This is a genomic window from Streptomyces sp. NPDC031210 (genome assembly GCF_055570395.1).
On sequence record NZ_JBVIHH010000004.1, the window covers coordinates 320,787 to 346,468 of the forward strand.

22 protein-coding genes are annotated in these 25,682 nt (G+C 72.9%); 14 read left to right on the forward strand and 8 right to left on the reverse strand.

Annotated elements, in window-relative coordinates; translation table 11 throughout:
* Nucleotides 1-125: 125 nt before the first annotated feature.
* The 3 genes from mmpB (at nucleotide 126) to ACZ45Z_RS10955 (ending at nucleotide 2,509) form a co-directional block, all read left to right on the forward strand.
* On the forward strand, nucleotides 126-254 hold the full coding sequence (mmpB, locus tag ACZ45Z_RS10945; RefSeq protein ID WP_468359492.1) for a morphogenic membrane protein MmpB: 129 nt from the start codon (nucleotides 126-128) through the stop codon (nucleotides 252-254).
* Between the two features lie 94 nt (nucleotides 255-348).
* Complete coding sequence (locus tag ACZ45Z_RS10950) at nucleotides 349-1,833, forward strand: peptidoglycan D,D-transpeptidase FtsI family protein (protein ID WP_468359495.1); 1,485 nt, start codon at nucleotides 349-351, stop codon at nucleotides 1,831-1,833.
* 64 nt (nucleotides 1,834-1,897) lie between these two features.
* A complete protein-coding gene (locus ACZ45Z_RS10955) occupies nucleotides 1,898-2,509 on the forward strand; it encodes a nucleoside triphosphate pyrophosphatase (RefSeq protein WP_468359498.1) in 612 nt (203 codons plus the stop codon).
* A gap of 54 nt (nucleotides 2,510-2,563) precedes the next feature.
* Here ACZ45Z_RS10955 and ACZ45Z_RS10960 read toward each other — a convergent pair whose 3' ends face one another.
* The 4 genes from ACZ45Z_RS10960 to ACZ45Z_RS10975 form a co-directional block, all read right to left on the reverse strand.
* Complete coding sequence (locus ACZ45Z_RS10960; RefSeq protein ID WP_468359501.1) at nucleotides 2,564-4,714, reverse strand: protein kinase domain-containing protein; 2,151 nt, start codon at nucleotides 4,712-4,714, stop codon at nucleotides 2,564-2,566.
* Nucleotides 4,715-4,778: 64 nt separating this feature from the next.
* On the reverse strand, nucleotides 4,779-7,007 hold the full coding sequence (locus ACZ45Z_RS10965) for a protein kinase domain-containing protein (protein WP_468359504.1): 2,229 nt from the start codon (nucleotides 7,005-7,007) through the stop codon (nucleotides 4,779-4,781).
* Between the two features lie 7 nt (nucleotides 7,008-7,014).
* Complete coding sequence (locus tag ACZ45Z_RS10970) at nucleotides 7,015-8,070, reverse strand: protein kinase family protein (protein ID WP_468359507.1); 1,056 nt, start codon at nucleotides 8,068-8,070, stop codon at nucleotides 7,015-7,017.
* A 124-nt stretch (nucleotides 8,071-8,194) separates the two neighbouring features.
* Nucleotides 8,195-8,698 carry a hypothetical protein gene (locus ACZ45Z_RS10975; RefSeq protein ID WP_468359510.1) on the reverse strand — a complete coding sequence of 168 codons (504 nt, stop codon included), beginning with the start codon at nucleotides 8,696-8,698 and terminating at the stop codon, nucleotides 8,195-8,197.
* Nucleotides 8,699-9,134: 436 nt separating this feature from the next.
* Between ACZ45Z_RS10975 and ACZ45Z_RS10980 the strand changes: the two genes are divergently transcribed.
* Nucleotides 9,135-10,904 carry an acetyl/propionyl/methylcrotonyl-CoA carboxylase subunit alpha gene (locus tag ACZ45Z_RS10980; RefSeq protein ID WP_468359513.1) on the forward strand — a complete coding sequence of 590 codons (1,770 nt, stop codon included), beginning with the start codon at nucleotides 9,135-9,137 and terminating at the stop codon, nucleotides 10,902-10,904.
* 120 nt (nucleotides 10,905-11,024) lie between these two features.
* Here the strand turns inward: ACZ45Z_RS10980 and ACZ45Z_RS10985 are convergent, their stop codons facing one another.
* On the reverse strand, nucleotides 11,025-12,209 hold the full coding sequence (locus ACZ45Z_RS10985) for an alpha/beta hydrolase (protein WP_468359515.1): 1,185 nt from the start codon (nucleotides 12,207-12,209) through the stop codon (nucleotides 11,025-11,027).
* A gap of 499 nt (nucleotides 12,210-12,708) precedes the next feature.
* Between ACZ45Z_RS10985 and ACZ45Z_RS10990 the strand changes: the two genes are divergently transcribed.
* Nucleotides 12,709-13,284 (forward strand): HD domain-containing protein, encoded by a 576-nt coding sequence (locus tag ACZ45Z_RS10990; protein ID WP_468359518.1) that lies wholly within the window; start codon nucleotides 12,709-12,711, stop codon nucleotides 13,282-13,284.
* Nucleotides 13,285-13,609: 325 nt separating this feature from the next.
* Nucleotides 13,610-14,176, forward strand: coding sequence for a TetR/AcrR family transcriptional regulator (locus tag ACZ45Z_RS10995; protein WP_468359817.1), 567 nt, complete (start codon nucleotides 13,610-13,612; stop codon nucleotides 14,174-14,176).
* Between the two features lie 95 nt (nucleotides 14,177-14,271).
* Here the strand turns inward: ACZ45Z_RS10995 and ACZ45Z_RS11000 are convergent, their stop codons facing one another.
* On the reverse strand, nucleotides 14,272-15,222 hold the full coding sequence (locus ACZ45Z_RS11000) for a DeoR/GlpR family DNA-binding transcription regulator (RefSeq protein ID WP_468359520.1): 951 nt from the start codon (nucleotides 15,220-15,222) through the stop codon (nucleotides 14,272-14,274).
* 332 nt (nucleotides 15,223-15,554) lie between these two features.
* On the reverse strand, nucleotides 15,555-17,000 hold the full coding sequence (locus ACZ45Z_RS11005) for an NAD(P)H-quinone dehydrogenase (RefSeq protein WP_468359523.1): 1,446 nt from the start codon (nucleotides 16,998-17,000) through the stop codon (nucleotides 15,555-15,557).
* Between the two features lie 140 nt (nucleotides 17,001-17,140).
* Between ACZ45Z_RS11005 and ACZ45Z_RS11010 the strand changes: the two genes are divergently transcribed.
* The 5 genes from ACZ45Z_RS11010 to ACZ45Z_RS11030 all read left to right on the forward strand — a co-directional run bounded on the left by ACZ45Z_RS11010 (nucleotide 17,141) and on the right by ACZ45Z_RS11030 (nucleotide 21,492).
* Nucleotides 17,141-17,578, forward strand: coding sequence for a gamma-glutamylcyclotransferase family protein (locus ACZ45Z_RS11010; RefSeq protein ID WP_468359526.1), 438 nt, complete (start codon nucleotides 17,141-17,143; stop codon nucleotides 17,576-17,578).
* A gap of 177 nt (nucleotides 17,579-17,755) precedes the next feature.
* Nucleotides 17,756-18,577: a purine-nucleoside phosphorylase gene (locus tag ACZ45Z_RS11015; RefSeq protein ID WP_468359529.1), complete on the forward strand. Its 822-nt coding sequence runs from the start codon at nucleotides 17,756-17,758 to the stop codon at nucleotides 18,575-18,577.
* Between the two features lie 209 nt (nucleotides 18,578-18,786).
* A complete protein-coding gene (locus ACZ45Z_RS11020) occupies nucleotides 18,787-20,493 on the forward strand; it encodes a phospho-sugar mutase (protein WP_468359532.1) in 1,707 nt (568 codons plus the stop codon).
* A gap of 196 nt (nucleotides 20,494-20,689) precedes the next feature.
* Nucleotides 20,690-21,109 (forward strand): hypothetical protein, encoded by a 420-nt coding sequence (locus ACZ45Z_RS11025; RefSeq protein WP_468359535.1) that lies wholly within the window; start codon nucleotides 20,690-20,692, stop codon nucleotides 21,107-21,109.
* A gap of 50 nt (nucleotides 21,110-21,159) precedes the next feature.
* The gene (locus tag ACZ45Z_RS11030; protein ID WP_468359538.1) at nucleotides 21,160-21,492 is read left to right on the forward strand and encodes a winged helix-turn-helix domain-containing protein; all 333 of its coding nucleotides are present in this window, start codon (nucleotides 21,160-21,162) and stop codon (nucleotides 21,490-21,492) included.
* A 48-nt stretch (nucleotides 21,493-21,540) separates the two neighbouring features.
* Here ACZ45Z_RS11030 and ACZ45Z_RS11035 read toward each other — a convergent pair whose 3' ends face one another.
* Complete coding sequence (locus tag ACZ45Z_RS11035; protein ID WP_468359540.1) at nucleotides 21,541-22,164, reverse strand: PH domain-containing protein; 624 nt, start codon at nucleotides 22,162-22,164, stop codon at nucleotides 21,541-21,543.
* A 210-nt stretch (nucleotides 22,165-22,374) separates the two neighbouring features.
* Here ACZ45Z_RS11035 and deoC point away from each other — a divergent pair, with 210 nt between their 5' ends.
* From deoC to ACZ45Z_RS11050, 3 genes are read left to right on the forward strand one after another with little or no spacing between them, the layout of a single operon-like run.
* Nucleotides 22,375-23,370 carry a deoxyribose-phosphate aldolase gene (deoC, locus tag ACZ45Z_RS11040; protein WP_468359822.1) on the forward strand — a complete coding sequence of 332 codons (996 nt, stop codon included), beginning with the start codon at nucleotides 22,375-22,377 and terminating at the stop codon, nucleotides 23,368-23,370.
* Nucleotides 23,371-23,377: 7 nt separating this feature from the next.
* The gene (locus tag ACZ45Z_RS11045) at nucleotides 23,378-24,808 is read left to right on the forward strand and encodes an aldehyde dehydrogenase family protein (RefSeq protein WP_468359542.1); all 1,431 of its coding nucleotides are present in this window, start codon (nucleotides 23,378-23,380) and stop codon (nucleotides 24,806-24,808) included.
* Entirely contained in the window at nucleotides 24,801-25,661 is an 861-nt protein-coding gene (locus ACZ45Z_RS11050; RefSeq protein WP_468359545.1) for an aldehyde dehydrogenase family protein, read from the forward strand. The genes ACZ45Z_RS11045 and ACZ45Z_RS11050 overlap by 8 nt, the downstream gene beginning before the upstream one ends.
* Nucleotides 25,662-25,682: the final 21 nt, after the last annotated feature.

Consider the following 25,682-nt stretch of genomic DNA (forward strand, 5'->3'; position numbering starts at 1 on the left):
CCAACCCACCCCCCCCCCCCCCCCCACCCCCCCCTCCCCCCCCCCCTCCCCCCCTCCCCCCCCCCCCCCCCCCCCCCCCCCCCCCCCCCCCCCCCCACCGCTGTGACGGGCGCAGGATCGATTGCATGCTGTGGTCCGACCCGCCCGATGAGCCCCCCGACGAGCTGCGCGACGCGCAGGCCAAGCTCCGTCGGATGGGGATCGTGGTGGCCGTGGCGGCGGTGGTGCTGATGTTCCTGCTGGCCGGGAGGTGACACGCAACCCCGGCCGCGAAAATCTCCTCTTTCACTCCTGAAGAGCGCATTTGGGGCATGCGCCCGTACGTGCCGTACCGGGAGTGGGAGAGCGATGAACAGGCCGCTGAGGCATATAGCCGTCTTCTGCGGGGTGCTGGTGCTCGCGTTGCTGGTGCGGGCGACCTGGGTGCAGTTCGTCCAGGCCGACGCGCTCGCCAACGACACGCACAACCGCCGGGTGAAGATCGAGGCGTTCTCCTACCCGCGCGGCAACATCATCGTCGGCGGCAAACCGATCACCGGCTCCGTGGCGACCCCCGGCGACTTCAAGTACAAGCGGACGTTCACGAACGGCCCGATGTACGCCCCGATCACCGGTTACGCCTCACAGGCCCAGGGCCCCAGCTTCCTGGAAGGCGTGTACGACAAGGTCCTCAACGGCAAGGACGACCGGCTGTTCTTCAAGCGGGCGCAGTCCATCCTCACCGGCGAGAAGCCGCGCGGCGGCGATGTGATCACCACCATCGACGAGAGGGCACAGAAGGCCGCCTACAAGGGGCTGACGGACCTGCACGCCAAGGGCGCGGTGGTCGCCCTCGATCCGCGCAGCGGGAAGATCCTGGCGATGGCGAGCACGCCGTCGTACGACCCGTCCTCCTTCGCCGGCATCTCGCCGGCGGACGGCAGGAAGTTCCTCCGGCTCGACGCGGACAAGAGCAAGCCGATGAGCAACCGGGCACTGCGCGAGGTCTACCCGCCCGGCTCGACCTTCAAGATCCTCACGGCCGCCGCCGCCCTGGAGCACGGCACGGTCACCGACATCAACGCCTCCTCCGGCGCCCCCGCCCCGTACACCCTCCCGCAAACCCGCACCCAGGTCGGCAACGACATCAGCTCCGCGCCCTGCGACAAGGCGTCGATGAAGACCGGCATGCAGTGGTCGTGCAACAACGTCTTCCTGGACGCCGCGCACCGGCTCGGCACGGACAAGATGCGCGAGACGGCGGAGCGGTTCGGCTTCAACAAGGAGCAGTTCACGCCCGTCCGCTCGGCCGCGAGCGGCTACCCCGGCAAGCTGGACCAGCCGCAGACGGCACTGACCGGCATGGGCCAGGGCAGCCTGACCGCCACCCCGCTCCAGATGGCCATGGTCGCCGCCGGCATCGCCAACGACGGCAAGCCGATGAAGCCGTTCATGGTCGAGGAGCTGCGCGGACCGGATCTGTCCACCATCGAGAAGTTCGATCCGGTACCGCTGAATCCGAAGGATCCGCAGGCCGTCTCCGAGGCCACCGCGAAGAAGGTGCAGGAGATGATGGAGTACACCGTCTCGGACGGCACCGCCTCGAAGGCGAGGATCGACGGGGTGACGGTCGGTGGCAAGACGGGCACCGCCCAGCACGGCGCGGACGTCGACGACGCGCGCCCCTACGCCTGGTTCGTCTCCTACGCCAAGCAGAGCGACGGCAGCTCCCCGGTCGCGGTCGCGGTCTTCGTCGACCCCGAGGACATGGACATCCCCCGCTCGGAGATCGCCGGCGGCAAGCTGGGCGGCCCGATCGCGAAGGCGGTCATGGAGGCGGTGCTGCGGAAGTAGCGGCGCCGGGGCGCGGGCGGCGGCGGGTGCGGGGGTGTCCGGCGGGCTCCGTACGATGGCGGACATGACCGAAGAGCTCCGTCCCCGCCGTCTCGTCCTCGCCTCCCAGTCCCCCGCCCGCCTGGGCCTGCTGCGGCAGGCCGGACTGGCGCCCGAGGTCATCGTCAGCGGCGTCGACGAGGACGCGCTCACCGCCGCCACGCCCGGCGAGCTGGCCCGCGTCCTGGCCGAGGCGAAGGCGGCCGCCGTCGCCGCCCGCCCGGAGGCCGCCGGCGCGCTCGTCGTCGGCTGCGATTCGGTGCTGGATCTGGACGGCCGGGCCCTGGGCAAGCCGGCCGACGCCGAGGACGCCACCGCCCGCTGGAAATCCATGCGCGGCCGCTCCGGCGTCCTGCGGACCGGCCACTGCGTCATCGACACGGCGGCCGGCCGCCAGGTCTCTGCGACGGCCTCCACCACGGTCCGCTTCGGCGAGCCGACGGACGCCGAGATCGCCGCCTACGTCGAGAGCGGCGAACCGCTCCACGTCGCCGGCGCCTTCACCCTCGACGGCCGCTCCGCCCCCTTCATCGACGGCATCGACGGCGACCCCGGCAACGTCATCGGCCTGTCCCTGCCGCTGCTGCGCCAACTGCTGGCGGAGCTGGACGTGGCGCTCACCGACCTGTGGACGTGAGCCGGGCGGGATGACGCCGCCCGGCGCCCCGCCCGGCCACCAGGTGACCCGGCGTCAGAACACCGGCAGCGCGTAGAGCGCGTCGTCGTTCATGACGAAGACGCGGTTGCCGTCGGCGACCAGCCACTGGCGCTCGGCCTTGGGAAGCCTGAACGCCAGGACCTGGTAGCCGTCGGCCGCGTTCATCGCGTTGACGGCGTAGTACGCGTCGCCTTCGATCGTCCAGAGGCCGTTTCCCTGGAGGACCACGGGTGTGTCGATGTTGGCCGACCCGTGGAGTTGGAACACGTCGCCGCCGTCGCCGGGCTTCCACTTGTGGGGAAGCGAGGACTTCGAGCCGGTGTACGCCCGGTGGGTGGCGTACAAGGCGTCCTCGGTGGCGGTCACCGGACCCCAGTCCGTGAAGACCTCGTCGCCCCAGGAGGGCCCGGGCGTGTCCGACTGGCCGCGTTTTCTGACCGCCCACAGCTTCTTGCCGTCGGTGATCCGCAGGGCCGTCATGCTCTTGCCGCCGAGATAGACCGTGCCGCCGTGGCACGCGGGGCGGAGGAAGGAGTCGGACTGGTCGCGGAGCTCCCACACCCGGCGGCCGTTCGCGGTGTCCACGGCGAGGACGTCACCGCCGAGGGTCCCGAGGACCAGACGGCCGTGGGCCGTGACGCCGGGCGGGTTGACCTTGGTGCGGAAGGGCTCGTCGAGGGGCGCGGTCCAGCGGACCGTGGCGTCGGAGCGGCCGATGGCACGCAGCCGGTGGTCCTTGGTCAGGACGTAGACCGCCTCGTCGTCCGCGGCCAGCAGAGAGAGCGCGTCCGCGGCGGCGGTCCACCGGGGTTCGCCGGTGGAGGCGACGAAGGTGCGCAGCGTTCCCTTGCCGTCGACGGCCGCGATCAGGCGGTCGGAGAGGGAGAGGTAGCGGCCCTGGGCGTGGATTTCCTTCACCGCCCAGCGGCGTTCGCCGTCCACGACGTTGTGCGCGGCGATCCCGCCGCCGACCGCGCCGAAGACGATCACGTCGCGTACCGGCAGCGGGGCGGGGCTGTCCTCGTGGAGGACGCGCAGGGGGCCCCACAGCGGCTCGGGTGACCCGCCGACGATGAAGTCGCCGTCGTCGGCGTTCATCAGGTGCGCCGCGGGCGTCTTGACGGCGGGCGGGAAGGCGAAGAGGTCGACCTTCTTCCTGGGCGGCCGGGCCCCGCCGGTCGGCCAGAGCGCTACGGCCGCGCCGCCGCCCGCCGCGAGGACCACGCCGCCCGTGGCCAGGCCGGTCAGGAGCCGGCGCCGGGTCACGCCGTGCGGGGAGCCGGGCGCGGCCGGCCCGGTCAGCGTGGTCAGCGCATGGATCCCGGTCTCCCGGTCCTTGATCGCGTCGGCCACCTTGCCGCGCCGCCAGGCCCGTTCGGCTCCCTTGGGCGGCGCGAAGGCGGCGGCGATCCGGTCCGGGGTGGGTCGGGCGGCGGGGTCCTTGGCGAGACAGGGGGCGATGAGATGCCGCACCTGTTCGGGGACGCCGTCCAGGTCGGGCTCCTCGTGGACGACCTTGTACTGGAGGGCGGCGACATGTCCGCCCTCGAAGGCGCGGCGGCCGCTCGCCGCGTACACGAGGACCGCGCCGAGGGAGAAGACGTCGGCGGGGGGCGCGACGCGGCGGCCCAGGACCTGTTCGGGGGCCCCGTAGCCGGGGGTGACCGGGATCTGTCCGGTGGAGGTGAGCGTGAGGCCGTGCTCCGGGCGGGCGATGCCGAAGTCGATGACCCGCGGGCCGGTCGAGGTGAGGACGATGTTCGGGGGCTTGAGGTCGCGGTGGATCAGGCCCGCGGCGTGGATGTCCGTCAGGGTGCGGGCGATCGACGCGGCGAGGGCGCGTACGGCCGGTTCGTCGAACGGGCCGTACGCCTCGACGGCTTCGTCGAGGGTCGGTCCGGCCAGGAACTCGGTGGCGATCCACGGGTGGTCGCCCTCGGTCCGCGCGCCGAGGACGCGCGCCACGCCGCCGCTGGTCACGGCCTGCGCGGCCTGCGCCTCGCGGACGAACCGCTGGACGAGGTTGGCTTCGTGGACGAGTTCGGGCCGCAGCACCTTGACGGCGGCCACGGTCCCGGCGCCGTCCTGTCCGACGTAGACCTTGCCCATGCCGCCTTCGCCCAGTACGCCGAGCAGACGGTACGGGCCGAGGCGGAGGGGGTCGCCGGTGCCGAGGGGGTTCATGGGTGGAGGCGGCCTTCCGCGGAGGTCGGTGGGGTGGTCGGCGGGTGCGGGGGTGGCTGGGGGATCACTGGAGGGGGAAGCCGGCGAGGAAGTGCTCGCCCGACGCGATGATCATCTTGCTCGCCTCATGGGCGGTGAAGTGGTTCCCGTTGGCCTTGTAGAGGCGGGCGGTGGTGCGCGAGGCGAGGCCGATCGCCCGGAGCGTCCCCTCGCTCTCGCTGTAGGTGTACGCGTACCGGGAGCCGATGACGGGGCGGGTGGTCGGGGACGCCTTCGCCCCGTCGGTGCCCTTCTCCGTCCATCGCGGCTTCCCGGTGCCGGCGTCGGCCCCGACGAGGCCGAGGCCCTTCTCCACCGCGTACACCACACCGTCCTTCAGCACCGGCGGCCCGTAGCTCTTCCCCGGGGCCGATTCCCACGCCTTTCCCCCGTCGCTCAGCCGCAGCGCCCGGAGCCGTCCGGTGCCCAGGTAGAGGCGCTCGCCGTCGGCCGTCAACGGGTGGTGCACGTCAGCCGGCTTGACGCCGTCCCACGGCTTGTCCCAGGCGACCCTCCCGGTACGGGTGTCGTGGGCGACGACGCGGACCGTGCCGTCGTTCGTCTCCTGGAGGAGCAGCAGGCGGTCGCCGACGGCCTTGGCGGCGAGGAAGTGGTTCCGGTCCGACTTCTGCGACCGGAACTCCAGCGGCCGGGTCCACCGCCGGCTCCCCGTGGTGAGGTCCACGGCCGTCACGGACCAGGGAAGCTGGCGCTCGTACAGCTTGACCTTCCCGTGGGAGATCGCCATGTAGAGGGTGTCGCCGGCGACGGTCAGCAAGCGGGCGTTGAGGCCGCCGTAGGCGGAGTCCGACACCGCGGCGAGGTGCTTGCCGGCCTTGCCCGTGCCGAGATCGACGCGGGCGAGGAACCAGGAGACGGACTTCGGGAGCATGCCGCGCCCGGCACGCTCCTCGACTCGCACGTTCTGGTAGACGCGCTTGCCGTCCGAGACGACCTGCCAGGAGTCGTCCGCCCACAGCGAGAACGTCCACGCGGTCTCACCGGACTTCGGGTCGATGGCGCGCGCCTGGGCACCCCACACCAGGACGACCAGGTCACCGGCGACCAAGGGCACGTCGGGCGTCTGATCCTGGCTGGGGCCGCCGGACTGGAACTGCCAGACCGAATCCCGCTTCTTCTTCTCCGGCTCGCGGACGCTCGGCCCCGGCGTCGGCTTCTTGTACGAGGCCGTCGGCCCCGGTGCCGGCTCGTCCCGGCGCAGCCACGCCCAGACTCCGGCCCCGGCCCCGGCGACGCCGAGCACCGAGGCGGCCCCCGCCATCAGCACCCCGCGGCGGGAGGGGCCGGTCGCGGGCGGCGGCCCGGCCGGGACGGTCGGCGGCTGGTCGGCGGGGGCGGGCAGCCGCCGCGGCAGGACCTGCCAGACCTCGCTCGCCCGCCGGCCGATCTCGGCGAGCACCGTCTCCGGCAGGTGGTCGGCGAACTCCCCGGACCCGTTGTGCAGTTGGGCGGCCAGCTCGGACGTGCTCGGACGCTCGGCGGGGTCCTTGGCCAGGCAGCGGGACAGCAGCGGGACGAGCGCGGCGGGGGCGCCCGTGAGGTCCGGCTCGGCGTAGCGGACCCGGTAGAGGAGATCGGCGGGCTGTCCGTCGCCGAAGGGCCCGCGGCCGGTGGCGGCGAAGACCAGGACCGCGGCGAGCGCGAACACGTCGCCGGCCGGGGTGTGTTCCCGCCCGGTGGCCTGCTCCGGTGACATGAACGCCGGGGTGCCGACCGCGGCGCCGGTGTGGGTGAGGCGGTCGTCGCCGAGGGCGCGGGCGATGCCGAAGTCGATGACCTTCGGGCCGTGGGCGGTGACCATGATGTTGGACGGCTTCAGGTCGCGGTGCACGACGTCGGAGCGGTGCAGTTGGCCCAGCGCCCCGCACAGGGCCGCGCCCAGGGCCCGCACGGTCGCCTCGGGGAGCGGGCCGCACCGCTCCACCGCCTCGTCCAGCGGCGGCCCGAGGACGTATTCGGTGGCCAGCCAGGGGGTTTCGGCGAGCGGGTCGGCGTCGGCCACCCGCGCGCCGTGGCGGCCGCCGATGACCCGGGCCGCGTCCACCTCCAGGCGGAAGCGGGTGCGGAAGCCGGTGTCGGTGGCGAGCCGGGCGTGCAGCGTCTTCAGGGCGAGGGTGCGGCCGTCCGGGGAGCGGGCCAGGTAGACGGTGCCCATGCCGCCGCCGCCCAGCCTTGCGAGGAGGCGGTACGGGCCGAGGGCGGACGGATCGTCGTGGGTGAGCGGGAGAGGCATGCGGGTGTCAGTCCTGGCGGTCGGCGGGCGGAACCGGGCTGTGCGCGGCGAGCAGCTCGGCGGACTGGTGCGCGAGGGCGGCGACGACGCGTCCGGGCAGCCAACCGGGGCCGAGCAGCGCGGCGGCGCGTCCGGCGGGGTGCGCGGCGCCGTCGAGGGCGGTGGGCTGCGGCGCGGCGGCGGGCGCGGGTGCTCCGGGCGGCGCGGGTGCTCCGGGCGGCAGGAGTGCTCCGGGCGGCGCGGGTGCTCCACCGGCCGCCTGCGCCGGGGCGAGCGCTCCAGGGGGCGCCTCCGCCGGGGCGAGCGCTCCAGAAGGCGACTCCGCCGGGGCGAGCGCCGCCAGCAGCTCGGCGGGGTGCGGACGCGCCGCCGGGTCGCGGGACAGGCAGGCGCTCACCACGGCGCGCAGAGCGGCCGGGAGTTCGTCGCGCTCGGGGACGGTGTGGCCGGTGGCGGCGTAGGCGAGGGTCGCGCCGAGCGCGTAGAGGTCGCCGAGCGGGTCCGGACGGCCGCCGGCGGCCTGTTCGGGCGGCAGACTGCCCGATTCCAGGCCCGGCAGCCCGGAGCGCGGGCTGCCGTCCTCGGCCGCGGCCCGTACGGCTCCGAAGCAGGTGAGGCGGGGTCCGTCGGCGGCGAGGAGGACGGCGGCGGGCGACACGCCCGCGTGGGCGAGGTTCTGCCCGTGTCCGATGATGAGCGTCTCGGTCAGGGCCGCGCCGAGGGCCCGGACGGTGCGCTCGGGGAGCGGGCCGCCGTGCGCCGCGAGGGCGGCGGGCAGCGGCAGGGCGGGCAGATAGGGGCGGGCGTGCCAGGGCGCCGTGCCCGGGGCCGCGAGGTCGGTGGCCGGCGAGGACCAGGGGCCGAGGAGGTAGCGGGAGGCTTCCGCCTCGGCCATGAACCGCCCGGGATCCGCGCCCGGCAGCGGCACGCTGATCAGGACCGTACGGTCGCCGTCGGCACTCCGAGCGAGGAAACGTTTCTCCGGTACGGGTATGCCGCAGGCCGCGTCGTCCAGTTCACCCAGCACCGCGTACGGCCCGATCCAGCCACCGCTCCCGCGCACTCCCGGACCCCCCTGTGGCGCACGCACGCGCCCCACCCCCTCCCCCGATGATCCAGCGCCCAGAGCCTACAAGGGCGGGCGGCAGGGGCCGGTGCGGGTGGAGTCGGGCCGGGAGGTGGCCGGTTCAGGCCGGTCCGGCGGCCGTCGGGGGTGGCCCTCCAGGAGTGCCGGGGGCGCCGCCGGGGTGGTCGTACGCCGTGCCCTCCCCGCCGTCCTCGGCCGTCCGGGGCTCGCCGTACGCCACCAACGTCAGCACGAGCAGCGCGAGAACGGCCGACATCGCCACGAACGCGGCCCAGCCGACCAGGCCGACGGAGAAGGCGCCGAGCACGCCGTGGACGACCGCGCAGCCGATCAGCGTGATCCGGGTGGGGTTGCCGGGGGCGCGGTCGCGCAGTGCGGTGCGGATCAACAGGAAGGCGCAGAGCAGGAGATACAGGCCGAACAGGACACCGGCGGCCCAGGCGCCGGCGTACATCGCGTCCGGCCGCAGTCCCGCCAGGGACATCTGCTGCCGGTCCACGACAATGCTGAGGATCCAGTTGAGCAGCACGATCCCGAACGCTTCCAGGATCAGTACCACCGCCGCCGCCCATGCCACCGGTCTGCGCGCCACCACCCCGCCCACCCACTTCCGCCGTTGCCCGGCCCTGGCGCCCGGTCGGCGCTCGTTACCCCGAGTACGAAGACATCGCGCACGCTACTAACGGGTAATAGCTGGGGCAAGGGGTCTGCACGGGTGGGTGCGGACGCCGCGCGAGGCGGCGGGCCGGCGGAAGAGACGTACGCAAAGTTTCTTTCGCCCATTCGTAGGGACTCCACAAAGAATTGACGATCCGCGGAACACCCGCCTCCCGAGATCTAGGCCACATCCGGCTCCGGCCCCGGGCCCGGAATTCCGGGCCTACCCTGGGACACCAGGGGACTTCGCTCCCTCACTGGCGCCCCCAGCACACTCCGTGTGGGCAAGGTCACCCATGGGAACGGGTCGGCACGCGGTGTCGCCAGTCCCTAAACTCGCGTCGTTGAATTTGTTGCGGCGAAGCGCCAAGGAAGGACCCATCGTGCGCAAGGTGCTCATCGCTAACCGTGGCGAAATCGCTGTCCGTGTGGCCCGTGCATGCCGGGACGCCGGGATCGGGAGCGTAGCGGTCTACGCCGACCCGGACCGCGACGCCCTGCACGTCCGCGCGGCAGACGAGGCATACGCCCTGGGCGGTGACACACCTGCCACCAGCTACCTGGACATCGCCAAAGTTCTTTCCGCGGCCGCCGATTCCGGCGCGGACGCCATCCACCCCGGATACGGCTTCCTCTCCGAGAACGCCGAGTTCGCGCAGGCCGTGCTCGACGCCGGCCTGACCTGGATCGGACCGCCTCCGCAGGCCATCCGCGACCTGGGTGACAAGGTCGCCGCCCGGCACATCGCCCAGCGCGCCGGTGCGCCGCTGGTCGCCGGCACGGCCGACCCGGTCTCCGGCGCGGACGAGGTCGTCACCTTCGCCAAGGAGCACGGCCTGCCGATCGCGATCAAGGCCGCCTTCGGTGGCGGCGGCCGCGGCCTGAAGGTCGCCCGGACCCTCGAAGAGGTCCCCGAGCTGTACGACTCCGCGGTCCGCGAGGCCGTCGCCGCCTTCGGCCGCGGCGAGTGCTTCGTCGAGCGGTACCTCGACCGCCCCCGGCACGTCGAGACCCAGTGCCTGGCCGACAAGCACGGCAACGTCGTCGTCGTCTCCACCCGCGACTGCTCGCTCCAGCGCCGCCACCAGAAGCTGGTGGAAGAGGCCCCCGCGCCGTTCCTGTCGGACGAGCAGAACGCCGAGCTGTACCGCGCCTCCAAGGCCATCCTCAAGGAGGCCGGCTACGAAGGTGCGGGCACCTGCGAGTTCCTCGTCGGCCAGGACGGCACGATCTCCTTCCTGGAGGTCAACACCCGTCTCCAGGTGGAGCACCCGGTCACCGAAGAGGTCACCGGCATCGACCTGGTCCGCGAGATGTTCCGCATCGCCGACGGCGAAGAGCTCGGCTACGACGACCCCGCGGTGCGCGGTCACTCCTTCGAGTTCCGCATCAACGGCGAGGACCCGGGCCGCGGCTTCCTGCCCGCCCCCGGCACCGTCACCCGCTTCGACGCCCCGGCCGGCCCCGGCGTCCGCCTGGACGCGGGCGTGGAGTCCGGTTCGGTCATCGGCCCCGCCTGGGACTCGCTGCTGGCCAAGCTCATCGTCAGCGGCGCCACCCGGCAGCAGGCGCTCCAGCGCGCGGCCCGGGCGCTGGACGAGTTCACCGTCGAGGGCATGGCCACCGCCATCCCCTTCCACCGCGCGGTGGTCAAGGACCCGGCGTTCGCGCCCGAACTGACCGGTTCGACCGACCCGTTCACGGTCCACACCCGCTGGATCGAGACCGAGTTCAAGAACGAGGTCCCGCCCTTCGTCGCCCCCGGCGCGGAAGAGGCCGAGGCCGACAGCCGCGAGACGGTCGTCGTCGAGGTCGGCGGCAAGCGCCTGGAGGTCTCGCTGCCGTCGTCGCTGGGCATGCCGCTGGCCCGGGCCGCGGTCGCCGGTGGCGCCAAGCCCAAGCGCAAGGCCGCCAAGAAGTCCGGCAGCGCCGCCTCCGGTGACGCGCTGGCCTCGCCGATGCAGGGCACCATCGTCAAGATCGCCGTCGAGGAGGGCCAGCAGGTCGCCGAGGGTGACCTCGTCGTCGTCCTGGAGGCGATGAAGATGGAGCAGCCGCTCAACGCCCACCGGGCCGGCACCATCAAGGGCCTGACCGCCGAGGTCGGCGCGGCCCTCACCGCCGGCGCCGTGATCTGCGAGATCAAGGACTGACCGAAGCGAAAGCACAGGAGGGGCGCCCGACGGATATCCGCCGAGCGCCCCTCTTTCGCGTTCCGTTTACCTTCTTGCCTTCGCTTGCCTTCGCTTGCGTGCCGGACGTGCCCCGGCCCGTCAGGAGTTGCCTACCCCATCCTCGGGGAAGGTCAGTGACGTGCTCATCCACTCCAGGGCGGCGGGCAGTTCGTGCCGCCAGGTGGCGAAGTTGTGGCTGCCGTGGTCGAGCACGATCGCGTCGGCCTTCATGGGCGGCCTGACCGCCGCCAGGAACTCCCGCGCCGCCGGGTAGTTCCGCTCGCCCGAACGGCTCGTGCCCACCAGGACGTGCACCCTCGGTACGGGCAGTTGCCGCAGCCGCCACAGCAGGTCGTGCTCCTGGCGCCGGCGTATCCGGTCCTTGCCGCCGCCGAAGAGGTCGCCGGTGGTGGGGTCGTTGGTGACCCGGTAGTCGGGTGACAGGGCGGCGGCCGTGGGGTAGGTCAGCGGATGGCGCAGGGTCAGTTGCAGGGCGCAACTGCCGCCCGAGGAGTAGCCGAGCAGCCCCCAGCCGCCCGGGTCGTGGCCGACGCGGTAGTGCGACCGCAGGGCGTCGGGCACGTCGCGGGCGAAGAAGGTCTCGGCCTGCGGGCCGCCCGGCACGTCGACGCACTGGGTGTCGCGCGGCGGGGCGACGGTGGGCCGCAGCATCACGATGACGGTGGGTTGCATACGGCCCGCCCGGATCAGCGCGGCGGCCGTCTGCGGCACCCTCAGATGCTGGCCGAGCAGGAACGTCCCGCCCGGATAGCCGCTGAGGGCGACGATGACGGGGAAGCGCTGGCGGGCGTAGGCGGGTTGGAAGTACTGCGGCGGCAGGTAGACATAGGCCGGGTCCACCAGCCGGGTCCGCCTGCCGACCAGGCGCACGGTCTCCACCTTGCCCGCCGTCCGCGGCGGCCCCTTCGGCAGCCCGTGCACCTTGTCCAGCCCCTCCGGGCCCGACGGCTGCACCAGGCCCTTCGACGGGTCGCCCACGGGCCCCGCCGTGCCGCTCGCGCCCCATTTGCCGACGGCGCCCGGCGCGTCGTCGTACAGGCCGAGGAGTTCGTGCCATGAGGTGTAGAACGCGAAGTGGGCGTTCACCGCGAGGCCGAGGGCGGCCACGAGGGTGAGCTGGGTCGCGACGATCGCCCCGAGCCGGCCCAGCAGAGCCCGCGGCCCGCGCCCGGCGAACCGCGGCCACAGCCGGAGCGTGAGCCCCACACAGACCACGGCGGCCACGGCCACGGCGTACAACAGCGAGCGGCTGGTCAGTCCCATGACGTCGCGTCCCCCGGATTCCCCGTGCCGCGCCCGCCCGATGCCCCCACACGGGAGCCACACCGGGCCACGACGGCATGTACCGACGGTCCCCGGAACCCCGGAAGACCTCATTGCGCCAGGTTTGATGCCTCTTGGGACGGAGACGTTGCGACGCGCGCGGGGAGTTCGCCCACCCGCCGACCGCGGGCTGCCGGGGCTTCACCGGGGGGCCGTCGGCTGTCCACCGGCCGGCTGGGCACCGGGCGTTACCAGGCCATCGGTAACGCCATCCGATGCACCCGCCTTCCACGGCACGCATCGAAAGCGGTCACACGAGCCCGATGTGGGCCCTCCTCACCGCGCGTCCCGGATTGCTCCGGCCCGGCCCCCAGATCCGGGCCCTGCGTGATCGACTGGCAGTGATACTGGAGAGCGGGGGACTCTCCACGCATGGGCGTCGAGAGCTGGAGAGCATCCGGTACGCGATCCGCCTCGCCGAGGCGTGAGAGGACACGAGATGGCTGAAGGCTTGTCCGCGGTGGCGAACTTCCTGTTCGAGGCCGGCACCCTCAAACAGGCCCGCCGAACGGGCTGGTGGATGGCGGGGGTGCGGGATCCGGAGAGCGTCGCCGAGCATTCATGGCGTACCTCTCTCATCGCCTCGATCGTCGCGAAACTGGAAGGTGCCGACCCCGCGAGAGCCGCGTTCCTGGCGGTATGGCACGACTCTCAGGAATCTCGCACGGGAGACGTCAACCACCTGGGCAAGAAGTACGCGCCGAGCGCGGCACCCGAGCAGGTGACCGCCGATCAAATGGCGGGGATGCCGGCACCGCTGGTCTCAACCGTGCTGGAGCTGGTGGCTGAGTACGAGGCGAAGGAGTCCCCGGAAGCGATCTGCGCGAGGGAGGCGGACAAACTGGAATGTCTCCTCCAAGGCATCGAGTACCGGGCGCAAGGATACGAGGGCGCTCAGCGTTGGATCGACAACAGTCGCGGTCGGCTCGTGACCGAGACCGGCAAGCAACTCGCGGAGCAACTTCTGGAAGCGAATCCGCTCGATTGGTTGCGCGATGCCATGGGCGAGAAGTAGCCGGGAAGTAGCTGAGCAATCGCTCGCCGTCATCTGGGCGGGAACTCTCGCCCGGCCCAGGCCAGGCCGCAGGTTTCCCGCCGCGCCCTGGCGTGACATGTACCGCCGGAAGCCGCCGACCGCTGGAGCGGCGGCCGGAGCCCCCGCGCGTCGCCCCGGGCGACGCGGAGGTCGGCTCCCGTTGCGCAATGGCATCCTGGACCCACCGGGCCGGGACCGGCCCGGTCGAGGGAGGACGGCGATGGCGACCGAGACGGCAGGGCAGCAGCGGGCGAGGCGGGGTGCTGAGGCGCACGTGTCGGCGGAGGCGCACGCCGTACGCCCCATGCGGGCCGACGCGCGCCGCAACTACGACCGGCTGCTGACCGAGGCCCGTACGGCGTTCACCGAGCACGGCACGGACACCTCGCTGGAGGACATCGCGCGCCGCGCCGGCGTCGGCATCGGCACCCTCTACCGGCACTTCCCCAACCGCACGGCCCTGATGGGCGCGGTCTTCCAGGGCGAGGTGGAAGCGCTGCTCACGCGCGCCAGGGAACTGGCCGACGCGCCGCGGCCGTGCGGCGCGCTGGTGGAGTGGCTGCGGGCGATCATCACGCACGCCAGCACCTACCGGGGCCTCTCGCGCGCCCTGATGGCGGCGACGGCGGACGCCGGCCCGGACGCCACCTCGGGGATGGCGCGGTGCTGCGCGCCGATGCGGGAGGCGGGCGAGGCGCTGCTGAGCCGTGCCCAGCGGGCCGGGGCCGTACGCTCCGACGTGAGCATCGGCGATCTGCTCCAGCTCACGAACGGGATCGCCCTGGCCGCCGAGGAGTCGCCCGACGACCCGGAACTGGCCGACCGGCTGCTGACCCTGACGCTGAGCGGGCTCACCGCGGAGTGCCGGTAGCCCGTCGGCGGAGTGGCGGTGATCCCCTGGGAGCCGCTGAGGGGCTCCCAGGGGAGGGCGGGGCCGCACCCGGGCCGCCGCCCCCTCGTCACCTCTCAGCGCCGCCGCGGGGCCAGATCCGCGACCCGGCCGCCCGGCGCCTCGGACAGGGGCGCGGCCGACCGCAACTGGGACGCGGGTCCCTGGCCGCCGGGCGGGTGGTTGCGCCGCTGGCCGGGCAGCGGCACGTCCCGCCGGCCGGTCCTGCGGTCGCCGCCCGCGGCTTCCCCGCCCGGCTGGCCCGCCGGCTGTGCGGCACCGGAGCCGCCGGCGACGGCGATCTGCACGCCCTGGTCGGCCAGTGCCTGCAACTCGGTCGCGGCCCGGTCGTCGTGGCCCGGCGGCTCGTCCGTGACCAGCCGGGTGATCACGTCCGTCGGCACGGTCTGGAACATCGTGTCGGCGCCGAGCTTGGTGTGGTCGGCGAGCACCACCACCTCCCCCGCCGCCTGCACCAGCGCCCGGTCGACGCTGGCGGAGAGCATGTTGGAGGTGGACAGGCCGCGCTCGGCGGTCAGCCCGCTGCCCGACAGGAAGGCACGGGAGACCCGCAGCCCCTGGAGGGACTGCTCGGCGCCGCTGCCCACCAGGGCGTAGTTGGAACCGCGCAGGGTGCCGCCGGTCATCACGACCTCGACGCGGTTGGCATGGGCCAACGCCTGCGCGACCAGTAGGGAGTTGGTGACCACGGTCAGGCCGGGCACGCGGGCGAGCCGGCGGGCCAGCTCCTGCGTGGTGGTGCCGGCGCCGACGACGATGGCTTCGCCTTCCTCGACGAAGCTCGCGGCGAGGTCGGCGATGGCCGTCTTCTCCGCGGTCGCTAGATGGGATTTCTGCGGGAAACCGGACTCCCGGGTGAAGCCTCCGGGCAAGACCGCACCGCCGTGCCGGCGGTCGAGCAGCCCTTCCGCCTCCAGCGCCCGCACGTCCCGCCGTACGGTCACTTCGGAGGTCTGGACGACACGGGCGAGCTCCCGGAGCGAGACGGCTCCGTTCGCGCGCACCATTTCTAGGATCAATTGGCGACGTTCTGCAGCGAACACGAAACTGACAGTAACGCCAACGACCGTCTGTTTTCCGCAGGTTGCACCAATTAACGGAAGTTGTGCACGCCGCGGACGGTGAAGTGGTATGCGGTGCGCATATGTCGAACTCCTGGGCGACGCACTGTGCGTGACCGCTGGTCAGTCCCCTGGCCGCTCCGTTCCGGCGCGCGCCGGGAGGGGCTGGCGGGCCGCCTTCGCGGACGGCGCGGGTAGCCCCCAGTGCTCAGCGGTGGCACAAACATTCCCGCCCGCGCCGACCCGCCGAAGGGCCCGGCGCGGCCCCGTGGCGCCGCCTACTCGCTGGCCGTCTTGCGGCTGTGGAGCTGCCGCGCGACCTCGGCGATGGAGCCCGAGAGCGAGGGGTAGACGGTGAAGGCGCTGGCGATCTGCTCGACGGTGAGGTTGTTGTCCACCGCGATCGAGATGGGGTGGATCAGTTCGCTGGCGCGCGGCGAGACGACCACGCCGCCCACCACGATGCCGGTGCCGGGTCGGCAGAAGAGCTTGACGAAGCCGTCGCGGATGCCCTGCATCTTGGCGCGCGGGTTGCGCAGCAGCGGCAGCTTGACGACCCGGGCGTCGATCCGGCCGCTGTCGACATCGGCCTGGGAGTAGCCGACGGTGGCGATCTCCGGGTCGGTGAAGACGTTCGCGGAGACCGTCTTGAGGTTCAGCGGCGCGACCGCGTCACCCAGGAAGTGGTACATCGCGATCCGGCCCTGCATCGCCGCGACGGACGCCAGCGCGAAGACGCCGGTGCAGTCGCCGGCCGCGTACACGCCGGGCGCGGTGGTGCGCGAGACCTTGTCGGTCCAGATGTGGCCCGAGTCCTTGAGCTTGACGCCGGCCTCTTCCAGGCCGATGCGCTCGGTGTTCGGGATGGAGCCGACGGCCACCAGGCAGTGCGAGCCGGAGATCGTCCGGCCGTCGGCGAGGGTGACCTCCACCCGGTCGCCGACGCGCTTGACGGCGGCGGCGCGGGAGCGGGCCATGACGTTCATGCCGCGGCGGCGGAAGACGTCCTCCAGGACGGCGGCGGCGTCCGGGTCCTCGCCGGGCAGCACGCGGTCGCGGGAGGAGACGAGGGTCACGCGGGAGCCGAGCGCCTGGTAGGCGCCGGCGAACTCGGCGCCGGTGACGCCGGAGCCCACCACGATGAGTTCCTCGGGGAGCTCGTCGAGGTCGTAGACCTGCGTCCAGTTCAGGATCCGCTCGCCGTCGGGCAGGGCGTCGGGGATCTCGCGGGGGTGCGCGCCGGTGGCGATCAGCACCGCGTCCGCGGTCAGCGTCTCCTCGGTGCCGTCGGCGGCGGTCACCGTCACCCGGCGCGAGCCGTCCGGCGACTGGCCCGGCTCCAGGCGGCCCCGGCCGCGCATCACCCGGCCGCCGGCGCGGGTGACCGACGCGGTGATGTCATGCGACTGGGCGAGCGCGAGGCGCTTGACCCGCCGGTTGACCTTCCCCAGGTCGACGCCGACGACACGCGCGGGGCGGTCGATGTGCGGCGTGTCGTCCTCGACGATGATGCCCAGCTCCTCATAGGAGGAGTCGAAGGTCGTCATCACCTCGGCCGTCGCGATAAGAGTCTTCGACGGGACGCAGTCGGTGAGCACCGACGCCCCGCCCAGACCGTCGCAATCGACGACGGTCACCTCCGCGCCGAGAGAGGCGCCCACCAGGGCCGCCTCGTATCCGCCGGGTCCGCCACCGATGATCACGATCCGAGTCACGTACTCCATTGTCCCGCACGCCCCCGCGTCCCTCTCGCCCGGGGGCTCCGGGCGGGCCTCCCGAGCGGCGGGGTGCGCTCCCTCCTGCGGTGTTGTGCGAATCTCCGGTACCAAGAGCGCACTCGGTAACCTCCCGTACCCTCGGAACCATGTCGCTCTACGCCGCGTACGCCGGCAACCTCGACGCGCGGCTGATGTCCCGCCGCGCACCGCACTCGCCGCTGCGCGGCACCGGCTGGCTGAACGGCTGGCGGCTCACCTTCGGGGGCGAGCAGATGGGCTGGGAAGGCGCGCTGGCGACGATCGTCGAAGCGCCCCGCTCCCAGCTCTTCGTCGCGCTCTACGACATCGCGCCCATGGACGAGGACTCCATGGACCGCTGGGAAGGCGTGGGCCTGGACATCTACCGCCGGATGCGGGTGCGGGTGCACACGCTGGACGGCGAGGAGCCGGCCTGGACGTACGTCCTCAACGGCTACGAGGGCGGTCTGCCGTCGGCCCGCTACCTGGGCGAGATCGCGGACGCCGCGGAATCGGCGGGCGCGCCGCACGACTATGTGATGGAACTGCGCAAGCGGCCCTGCTGACGCACCGCGGACACCGGCGGGCGGCCGCGGGCGCGGTGACGCGTGCGCGGCGCTGCTCCGTACGGGTGGCGCGACGCGCCCGGGCGGCGCGTTCGTCAAAAAACACAAGTCGACAACCTCAGCACCGTGGGCAGTGACATCTACGCGCGTAGGGGATTTGCGGCTACCCTCGTCCGCGTGAACGCATTTGCTACTAACGACCTCCAGGCAGACCCGCAGGGTGCCGCCGACGCCGCCGCCGCCCGCCTGCGCGAGCTGACCGGCGCCGAGACCCACGACGTGGCCCTGGTGATGGGCTCCGGATGGGCTCCGGCCGCCGAAGCGCTCGGGGCGCCCGAGCACGAATTCCCCGTCACCGAGCTGCCCGGCTTCCCGCCCCCGGTCGTGGCCGGTCACAGCAGCAAGGCCCGCTCGTACAAGATCGGCGACAAGCGCGCGCTGGTCTTCCTGGGCCGCACGCACTTCTACGAGGGCCGCGGCGTCGCCGCCGTCGCGCACGGCGTCCGCACCGCCGCCGCGGCCGGCTGCAAGACCATCGTCCTCACCAACGGGTGCGGCGGTCTGCGCGAGGGCATGCGCCCGGGCCAGCCGGTCCTCATCAGCGACCACCTGAACCTCACCGCCACCTCCCCGATCATCGGCGCGAACTTCGTCGACCTGACGGACCTGTACTCGCCGCGGCTGCGCGCGCTGTGCAAGGAGGTCGACGCGAGCCTGGAAGAGGGCGTCTACGTCCAGCTTCCCGGCCCGCACTACGAGACCCCGGCCGAGATCAAGATGATCCGCACGCTGGGCGGCGACCTGGTCGGCATGTCCACGGTGCTGGAGGCCATCGCCGCCCGCGAGGCCGGCGCCGAGGTGCTGGGCCTGTCGCTGGTGACGAACCTCGCCGCCGGCATGACGGGCGAGCCGCTCAACCACGAAGAGGTGCTCCAGGCCGGCCGCGACTCCGCGACCCGGATGGGCAGCCTCCTCGCCCAGGTGCTCGGCAAGCTCTGAGCCCGGGCGGACGACACGCCCCCGCGGCCGGGCGGGTGCCACGGCACCCGCCCGCCGGCACCCGCCGCACCCCGGCCCGTCGAGTGGCTTGGCCGGTTCGGCGGCACGAAGTACACGCGCAATGGGTAGAGCCTGTCTTCGGCATGACCTGATTTCGGGCATGACCGAACCGGGCGCCGCCCCACCGCATCCACCGTCAGGAGCATCACGTGGCTACCGATCCCGCGGAGCTGACCCACCGGGCCAAGGCATGGCTGGCCGAGGACCCCGACCCGGAGACCCGGGAGGAGCTGTCCCGGCTGATCGCCGACGCAGCGGACGACAGCGCGAGCGCGGCCGAGCTGGCCGGCCGGTTCGCCGGCACCCTCCAGTTCGGCACCGCCGGGCTGCGCGGTGAACTGGGCGCGGGCCCGATGCGGATGAACCGCTGTGTGGTCATCCGGGCCGCGGCCGGCCTCGCCGCGTATCTGAAGTCCCAGGGGGACGGCGGCGGACTGGTCGTCATCGGCTACGACGCCCGCCACAAGAGCGCCGACTTCGCCCGGGACACCGCGGCCGTGATGGTCGGCGCGGGCCTGCGCGCGGCGGTGCTGCCCCGCCCGCTGCCCACCCCGGTGCTGGCCTTCGCCATACGGCACCTGGGCGCGGTCGCCGGTGTGGAGGTCACCGCCAGCCACAACCCGCCGCGCGACAACGGCTACAAGGTCTACCTCGGTGACGGCTCGCAGATCGTGCCGCCCGCCGACGGCGAGATCGCCGCCGAGATCGCCGCGATCCGCTCGCTGGCGGACGTGCCGCGGCCGGAGAGCGGCTGGGAAACCCTCGGTGAGGACGTCCTGGCGGCCTACCTGGCGCGTACGGACGCCGTACTGACCCCCGGCTCCCCCCGCGACCTGAACGTCGTCTACACGCCGCTGCACGGCGTCGGCCGCGACACGCTGCTCGCCGCCTTCGCGCGGGCCGGCTTCCCCGCCCCGGCGGTCGTCGCGGAGCAGGCCGAGCCCGACCCCGACTTCCCGACCGTCGCCTTCCCCAACCCCGAAGAGCCCGGTGCGATGGACCTCGCGTTCGCCGCCGCCCGCGCCGCGGAGGCCAGCGGCGCGGTCGATCTCGTCATCGCCAACGACCCGGACGCCGACCGCTGCGCCGTCGCCGTCCCGGCCCCCGGTACGGACGAGGGCTGGCGGATGCTGCGCGGCGACGAGGTCGGCGCGCTGCTGGCCGCCCACCTCGTCAGCAAGCAGGGCGCCGGTGGCGGGACCTTCGCCACCACGATCGTGTCGTCCTCGCTGATGTCCCGGATCGCGGCCGCCTCGGCCCTTCCGTACGAGGAGACGCTGACCGGCTTCAAGTGGCTGGCGCGCGTCGACGGCCTGCGCTACGCCTACGAGGAGGCGCTGGGCTACTGCGTCGACCCCGAGGGCGTCCGCGACAAGGACGGCATCACCGCCGCCCTGCTGATCGCGGAGCTGGCCGCCGGCCTCAAGCGGGCCGGCCGCACCCTCACCGACCTGCTGGACGACCTGGCGCTGGAGTTCGGGCTGCACGCCACCGACCAGCTCTCGGTCCGCGTCGAGGACCTGTCGTTGATCGCCGACGCGATGCGCCGGCTGCGCGAGCGGCCGCCGACGGCGCTGGCGGGCCTGGCGGTGCGGGAATCGGACGACCTGAGCAAGGGCACGCCGGACCTGCCGCCGACCGACGGGCTGCGCTACTACCTGTCCGGTACGCCGGACACGGGCGTGGAGGCCGGCCGGGTCGTGGTCCGGCCCAGCGGCACCGAGCCCAAGCTCAAGTGCTACCTGGAGGTCGTCGTCCCGGTGTCCTCCCCGGAGGCACTGTCCGAGGCCCGGACGCGGGCCACGGCGGCCCTGGAGTCGATCAAGTCCGACCTGTCGGCGGCGGCCGGCATCTGACGACGCGCGCCGAGCAGGAAGCGGGCCCCGGTCTCGGACCGGGGCCCGCTCCTCGTTCACGGGAGGACCGCACGCCGCTTCGCCACCGGCCCCGCGACTGGCTCCTTGCAAGAATGGAAAGTACTTGCCACTATGCACTGGCCATCCCGGCAGATGAGCGCCCGGCGGCCTGCCGGGGCAGCGACGAGGGGGAACGATGAACGAATCCACGGACGCCGTGGCGACATTGGGGCGGGCGGCCGCCGCCGAGCGGGCGACGCGGGCGCACAGCGGCTGGTACGCGCGCTATCTGTCGGTGTTCGCGGCCGGGCAGCTTGCGCTCGTCCCGATCGCGCTCTTGTGGCACGGCCTCGCCTCGGCGGTGGTCTTCGCGGCGGCCAACACGCTGCTGGTGACGGGCCTGAGCGTGTACGCGGCGCGCCAGCGCGTCGTACGCCGCGGTTTCGGTGTGCGGCACGGGGTGCTGGTGGGGACCTGGGCCGCACTCTTCGCGCTGACGGTCGCGCTCGGGACCACGGCGTTCGCCGACAGCCCGGCCTTCGCGGCGGTGGGAGCACTGGGGTGCGCGCTGCCGCTCGCCACGGGCGCCTGGCTGGAGAGGCGGCGGTCGTCGTGACGGGCGGAGAGACCGTGGGAAACGGAAAGGTCAGGGGGGACGGGGAGGCCATGGAGGACGCCACGGGCACACCGCGTGGCAGCCATCCGCGGCACGCCCTCGCGCCCCTGCTCAACGCGCCCGTGCGCCTGTCGGTGGTGGCGGCCCTGGCCCCGGTGGACAGGGCCGAGTTCGGCTTCGTCCGCGACCTGGTGGAGGTCACCGATTCGGTGCTGTCCAAGCAGGTGGCGGCCCTGGAGGAGGCCGGCTGGGTGGCCGTTCACAAGGGGCGGGTCGGCCGGCGCCCGCGGACCTGGCTGTCGCTGACCGCCGAGGGCCGGGAGGTCTACCGGCGGCACCTGGCCGCGTTGCGCGCCATCGCCACGGGGGAGGCGGCGCCGTGACCCGGACTCCGTGATCACGACGGCGCGCTCACAACCGCGCGATCAGGACTACAGCGCGACCATCACGGCCAGGCCCACGGCGCCCACCACGCAGGGCGCGATGACCTCGTACGCCCAGCGCACCACCGGCTCGCCCGTGGCGGTCGCGCGGTGCGCGGCGCGCTCCTTGATCTCGCGCAGGTCCTCGATGGTCTGGTCGGCCATGGCGCGCGGTACCGGGCCGGTGTCCGCGTCGAAGCCGAAGCGGGTGCCCGCCGCCGCGCCGCGCGCCTGCTGCCGCGCGGCCTTCTTGCGCTGCCGCAGCGAGACCGGCACGGCCCACAACTGGTACTTCCCGGCGGTGGTGAGGACCTCGGTGGAGAACGAGGCGCGCAGGTCCTCCACGGCGCTCCAGGGCAGCGTGATCGTCCGGAAGGGGTTGCGGACCGTCAGCCGGTCCTCGCCCGCCCGTACCAGGGGGCGCAGGGTGTAGGCGGCCACCAGGGGCACGCCGAGCAGGAGCGCGAAGAGCGCGGTGAGCTTGGTGTGCCCGCCGCCGCGCAGCAGTGCGTCGCCGCCGAGCCAGAGGCCGAGCAGGAGGAGCAGCACCCCGCCGGCGAGGGACGCGGGCGAGCGGTAGCTGCGCTCCGCGTACTGCTGCTGAGGCGGGGTGGACCGATCCGGGCTCGTCATGCCGCCGATTCTGCCTGACCGTCCGGATCCCGGACATTGCGTTACGGCATCTTTCGGGCGGGGCCCGGAAGGCGGCCCGGGCCGTGCGGGGGCGCGTGCGGCGCGCCGGAGCCCGGACGGGGGCGCCGCGCGAGCCGTTTCGTGACCGGATTCGGACGGCTGAGGGGGATGACAGGGCGCTACGCGCGTAGATATGCTCCCCTCGTGACCATGCCCATCACTGTTCCCGCATACGGCAAGGAAGCCGCGGGGCGTCTGGCGTCGATGGCGGACGTGACCGCCAACGACGGTGCGCTGCGCCGCTTCCTCCACGGCCTCCCGGGCGTCGACGCGGTCGGCCTGCAGGCCCGCGCCGCCACCCTCGGCACCCGCTCGATCAAGACGACGGCGAAGGCGTACGCCATCGATCTCGCCATCTCGATGATCGACCTGACGACCCTCGAAGGCGCGGACACCCCGGGCAAGGTCCGGGCCCTGTGCGCCAAGGGCGTCCGGCCCGATCCCACCGACCGCACGGCCCCCAAGGTCGCGGCGATCTGCGTCTATCCCGACATGGTCGCGACGGCCAAGGAGGCGCTCGGCGACTCCGGCATCCACGTCGCGTCCGTCGCCACCGCCTTCCCCGCCGGCCGGGCCGCTCTGCCGGTCAAGCTCGCCGACACCCGTGACGCGGTCGCGGCCGGCGCCGACGAGATCGACATGGTCATCGACCGGGGCGCCTTCCTCTCCGGCCGTTACATGTCCGTCTTCGAGGAGATCAAGCAGGTGAAGGAGGCGTGCCGCCGCGAGGACGGCAGCGCGGCCCACCTCAAGGTCATCTTCGAGACGGGTGAGCTCCAGACGTACGACAACGTCCGCCGCGTCTCCTGGCTGGCGATGCTCGCGGGCGCCGACTTCATCAAGACCTCGACCGGCAAGGTGGCCGTCAACGCCACCCCGCCCGTCACCCTGCTGATGCTGGAGGCGGTCCGCGACTTCCACGCCGCCACCGGCGTCCAGGTCGGCGTGAAGCCGGCCGGCGGCATCCGTACGACGAAGGACGCCGTCAAGTACCTGGTGATGGTCAACGAGACGCTCGGCGAGCGCTGGCTGACCGCCGACTGGTTCCGCTTCGGCGCCTCCAGCCTCCTGAACGATCTGCTGATGCAGCGCCAGAAGCTCAGCACCGGCCGCTACTCCGGCCCCGACTACGTCACGGTGGACTGAGGCACCCATGACCTTCGATTACGCACCCGCACCCGAGTCCCGCTCGGTCGTCGACATCGCGCCGTCCTACGGCCTGTTCATCGACGGCGAGTTCGCGCCGGGCTCCGACGGCAAGGTCTTCAAGACCGTCTCGCCCTCGTCCGAGGAGGTCCTCTCCGAGGTCGCCCAGGCGAGCGCGGCGGACGTCGACCGTGCCGTGAAAGCCGCCCGCAAGGCCTTCGAGAAGTGGTCCGCGCTGCCCGGCGCCGAGCGCGCCAAGTACCTCTTCCGCATCGCCCGGATCATCCAGGAGCGCTCGCGCGAGCTGGCCGTCCTGGAGTCGCTGGACAACGGCAAGCCGATCCGCGAGTCCCGCGACGCCGACCTGCCGCTGGTCGCCGCGCACTTCTTCTACTACGCGGGCTGGGCCGACAAGCTCGGCCACGCCGGCTACGGCGCCGACCCGCGCCCCCTGGGCGTGGCCGGCCAGGTCATCCCGTGGAACTTCCCGCTGCTGATGCTGGCGTGGAAGATCGCCCCGGCGCTGGCGACGGGCAACACCGTCGTCCTCAAGCCCGCCGAGACGACCCCGCTGTCCGCCCTGTTCTTCGCGGACATCTGCCGTCAGGCGGGCCTGCCCAAGGGCGTCGTGAACATCCTCACCGGTGACGGTTCCACCGGCGCCGAGCTGGTCGGGCACCCGGGCATCGACAAGGTCGCCTTCACCGGCTCCACCGAGGTCGGCAAGGCCATCGCCCGTACGGTCGCCGGCACCGACAAGAAGGTGACCCTCGAACTGGGCGGCAAGGCGGCGAACATCGTCTTCGACGACGCGCCCGTCGACCAGGCCGTCGAGGGCATCGTCAACGGCATCTTCTTCAACCAGGGCCACGTCTGCTGCGCGGGCTCGCGCCTGCTGGTCCAGGAGTCGGTCGCCGAGGAGATCCTCGACGCCCTCAAGCGCCGGATGGGGACCCTCCGGGTGGGCGACCCGCTCGACAAGAACACCGACATCGGCGCGATCAACTCCGCCGAGCAGTTGGCCCGCATCACCTCGCTGGTCGACGCGGGCGAGGCCGAGGGCGCCGAGCGCTGGGCCCCGGCCTGCGATCTGCCCGCCTCCGGCTACTGGTTCGCCCCGACGCTCTTCACCGGCGTCACGCAGGCGCACCGCATCGCCCGCGAGGAGATCTTCGGCCCGGTCCTGTCCGTCCTGACCTTCCGCACTCCCGAGGAAGCGGTGGAGAAGGCCAACAACACGCCGTACGGCCTCTCGGCGGGCATCTGGACGGAGAAGGGCTCGCGGATGCTGTGGATGGCCAACCGGCTCCGCGCCGGTGTCATCTGGTCCAACACGTTCAACAAGTTCGACCCGGCCTCGCCCTTCGGCGGCTACCAGGAGTCGGGCTACGGCCGCGAGGGCGGCCGGCACGGTCTGGAGGCGTACCTCAATGTCTGATCGGCTGAGCGTTCTCAAGACCTACAAGCTGTACGTCGGGGGCAAGTTCCCCCGGTCCGAGAGCGGGCGGGTGTATGAGGTGACGGACTCCAAGGGCGAGTGGCTCGCCAACGCGCCGCTGGCTTCCCGTAAGGACGCCCGGGACGCGGTGGTCGCGGCGCGGAAGGCGTTCGGCGGCTGGTCGGGCGCCACGGCCTACAACCGCGGGCAGATCCTCTACCGCGTCGCCGAGATGCTGGAGGGCCGCCGCGACCAGTTCATCGCGGAGGTCGCCGCGGCCGAGGGGCTGTCGAAGTCCAAGGCCGGCGCGGTCGTCGAGGCCGCCATCGACCGCTGGGTGTGGTACGCGGGCTGGTCCGACAAGGTCGCCCAGATCGCCGGCTCGGCCAACCCGGTCGCGGGCCCGTACTTCAACCTGTCCTCCCCCGAGCCGACCGGTGTCGTCGCCGTCCTGGCCCCCCAGGACTCGTCGTTCCTCGGACTCGTCTCGGTCATCGCCCCGGCGATCGTCACGGGCAACACGGTGGTCGCGGTGACCTCGCAGGACGCCCCGCTGCCGGCCCTCTCCCTGGCCGAGGTGCTCGCCACCTCCGACCTGCCGGGCGGCGTCGTCAACATCCTCTCGGGCCGCACCGCGGAACTCGCCGCCCCGCTCGCCGCCCACCAGGACGTCAACGCCCTCGACCTCACGGGCGCCGACGCCACGTTGGCGAAGGACCTGGAGACGGCCGCGGCCGACAACCTCAAGCGCGTCCTGCGCCCGAAGCCCGAGGACTGGACCACCGACCCCGGCACCGGCCGCCTGCTCGCCTTCCTGGAGACGAAGACCGTCTGGCATCCGATGGGCGTCTGACCACCCGGCCACCCCTTTCCG

What these genes read in the sequence shown, in the direction of transcription:
- mmpB (WP_468359492.1), top strand. Translation starts at nt 126, where the DNA reads ATGCTGTGGTCCGACCCGCCCGATGAGCCCCCCGACGAGCTGCGCGAC.
- ACZ45Z_RS10950 (WP_468359495.1), top strand. Translation starts at nt 349, where the DNA reads ATGAACAGGCCGCTGAGGCATATAGCCGTCTTCTGCGGGGTGCTGGTG.
- ACZ45Z_RS10955 (WP_468359498.1), top strand. Translation starts at nt 1,898, where the DNA reads ATGACCGAAGAGCTCCGTCCCCGCCGTCTCGTCCTCGCCTCCCAGTCC.
- ACZ45Z_RS10960 (WP_468359501.1), bottom strand. Translation starts at nt 4,714, where the DNA reads ATGAACCCCCTCGGCACCGGCGACCCCCTCCGCCTCGGCCCGTACCGT.
- ACZ45Z_RS10965 (WP_468359504.1), bottom strand. Translation starts at nt 7,007, where the DNA reads ATGCCTCTCCCGCTCACCCACGACGATCCGTCCGCCCTCGGCCCGTAC.
- ACZ45Z_RS10985 (WP_468359515.1), bottom strand. Translation starts at nt 12,209, where the DNA reads ATGGGACTGACCAGCCGCTCGCTGTTGTACGCCGTGGCCGTGGCCGCC.
- ACZ45Z_RS10990 (WP_468359518.1), top strand. Translation starts at nt 12,709, where the DNA reads ATGGCTGAAGGCTTGTCCGCGGTGGCGAACTTCCTGTTCGAGGCCGGC.
- ACZ45Z_RS10995 (WP_468359817.1), top strand. Translation starts at nt 13,610, where the DNA reads ATGCGGGCCGACGCGCGCCGCAACTACGACCGGCTGCTGACCGAGGCC.
- ACZ45Z_RS11000 (WP_468359520.1), bottom strand. Translation starts at nt 15,222, where the DNA reads ATGGTGCGCGCGAACGGAGCCGTCTCGCTCCGGGAGCTCGCCCGTGTC.
- ACZ45Z_RS11005 (WP_468359523.1), bottom strand. Translation starts at nt 17,000, where the DNA reads ATGGAGTACGTGACTCGGATCGTGATCATCGGTGGCGGACCCGGCGGA.
- ACZ45Z_RS11010 (WP_468359526.1), top strand. Translation starts at nt 17,141, where the DNA reads ATGTCGCTCTACGCCGCGTACGCCGGCAACCTCGACGCGCGGCTGATG.
- ACZ45Z_RS11025 (WP_468359535.1), top strand. Translation starts at nt 20,690, where the DNA reads ATGAACGAATCCACGGACGCCGTGGCGACATTGGGGCGGGCGGCCGCC.
- ACZ45Z_RS11030 (WP_468359538.1), top strand. Translation starts at nt 21,160, where the DNA reads ATGGAGGACGCCACGGGCACACCGCGTGGCAGCCATCCGCGGCACGCC.
- ACZ45Z_RS11035 (WP_468359540.1), bottom strand. Translation starts at nt 22,164, where the DNA reads ATGACGAGCCCGGATCGGTCCACCCCGCCTCAGCAGCAGTACGCGGAG.
- deoC (WP_468359822.1), top strand. Translation starts at nt 22,375, where the DNA reads ATGCCCATCACTGTTCCCGCATACGGCAAGGAAGCCGCGGGGCGTCTG.
- ACZ45Z_RS11045 (WP_468359542.1), top strand. Translation starts at nt 23,378, where the DNA reads ATGACCTTCGATTACGCACCCGCACCCGAGTCCCGCTCGGTCGTCGAC.
- ACZ45Z_RS11050 (WP_468359545.1), top strand. Translation starts at nt 24,801, where the DNA reads ATGTCTGATCGGCTGAGCGTTCTCAAGACCTACAAGCTGTACGTCGGG.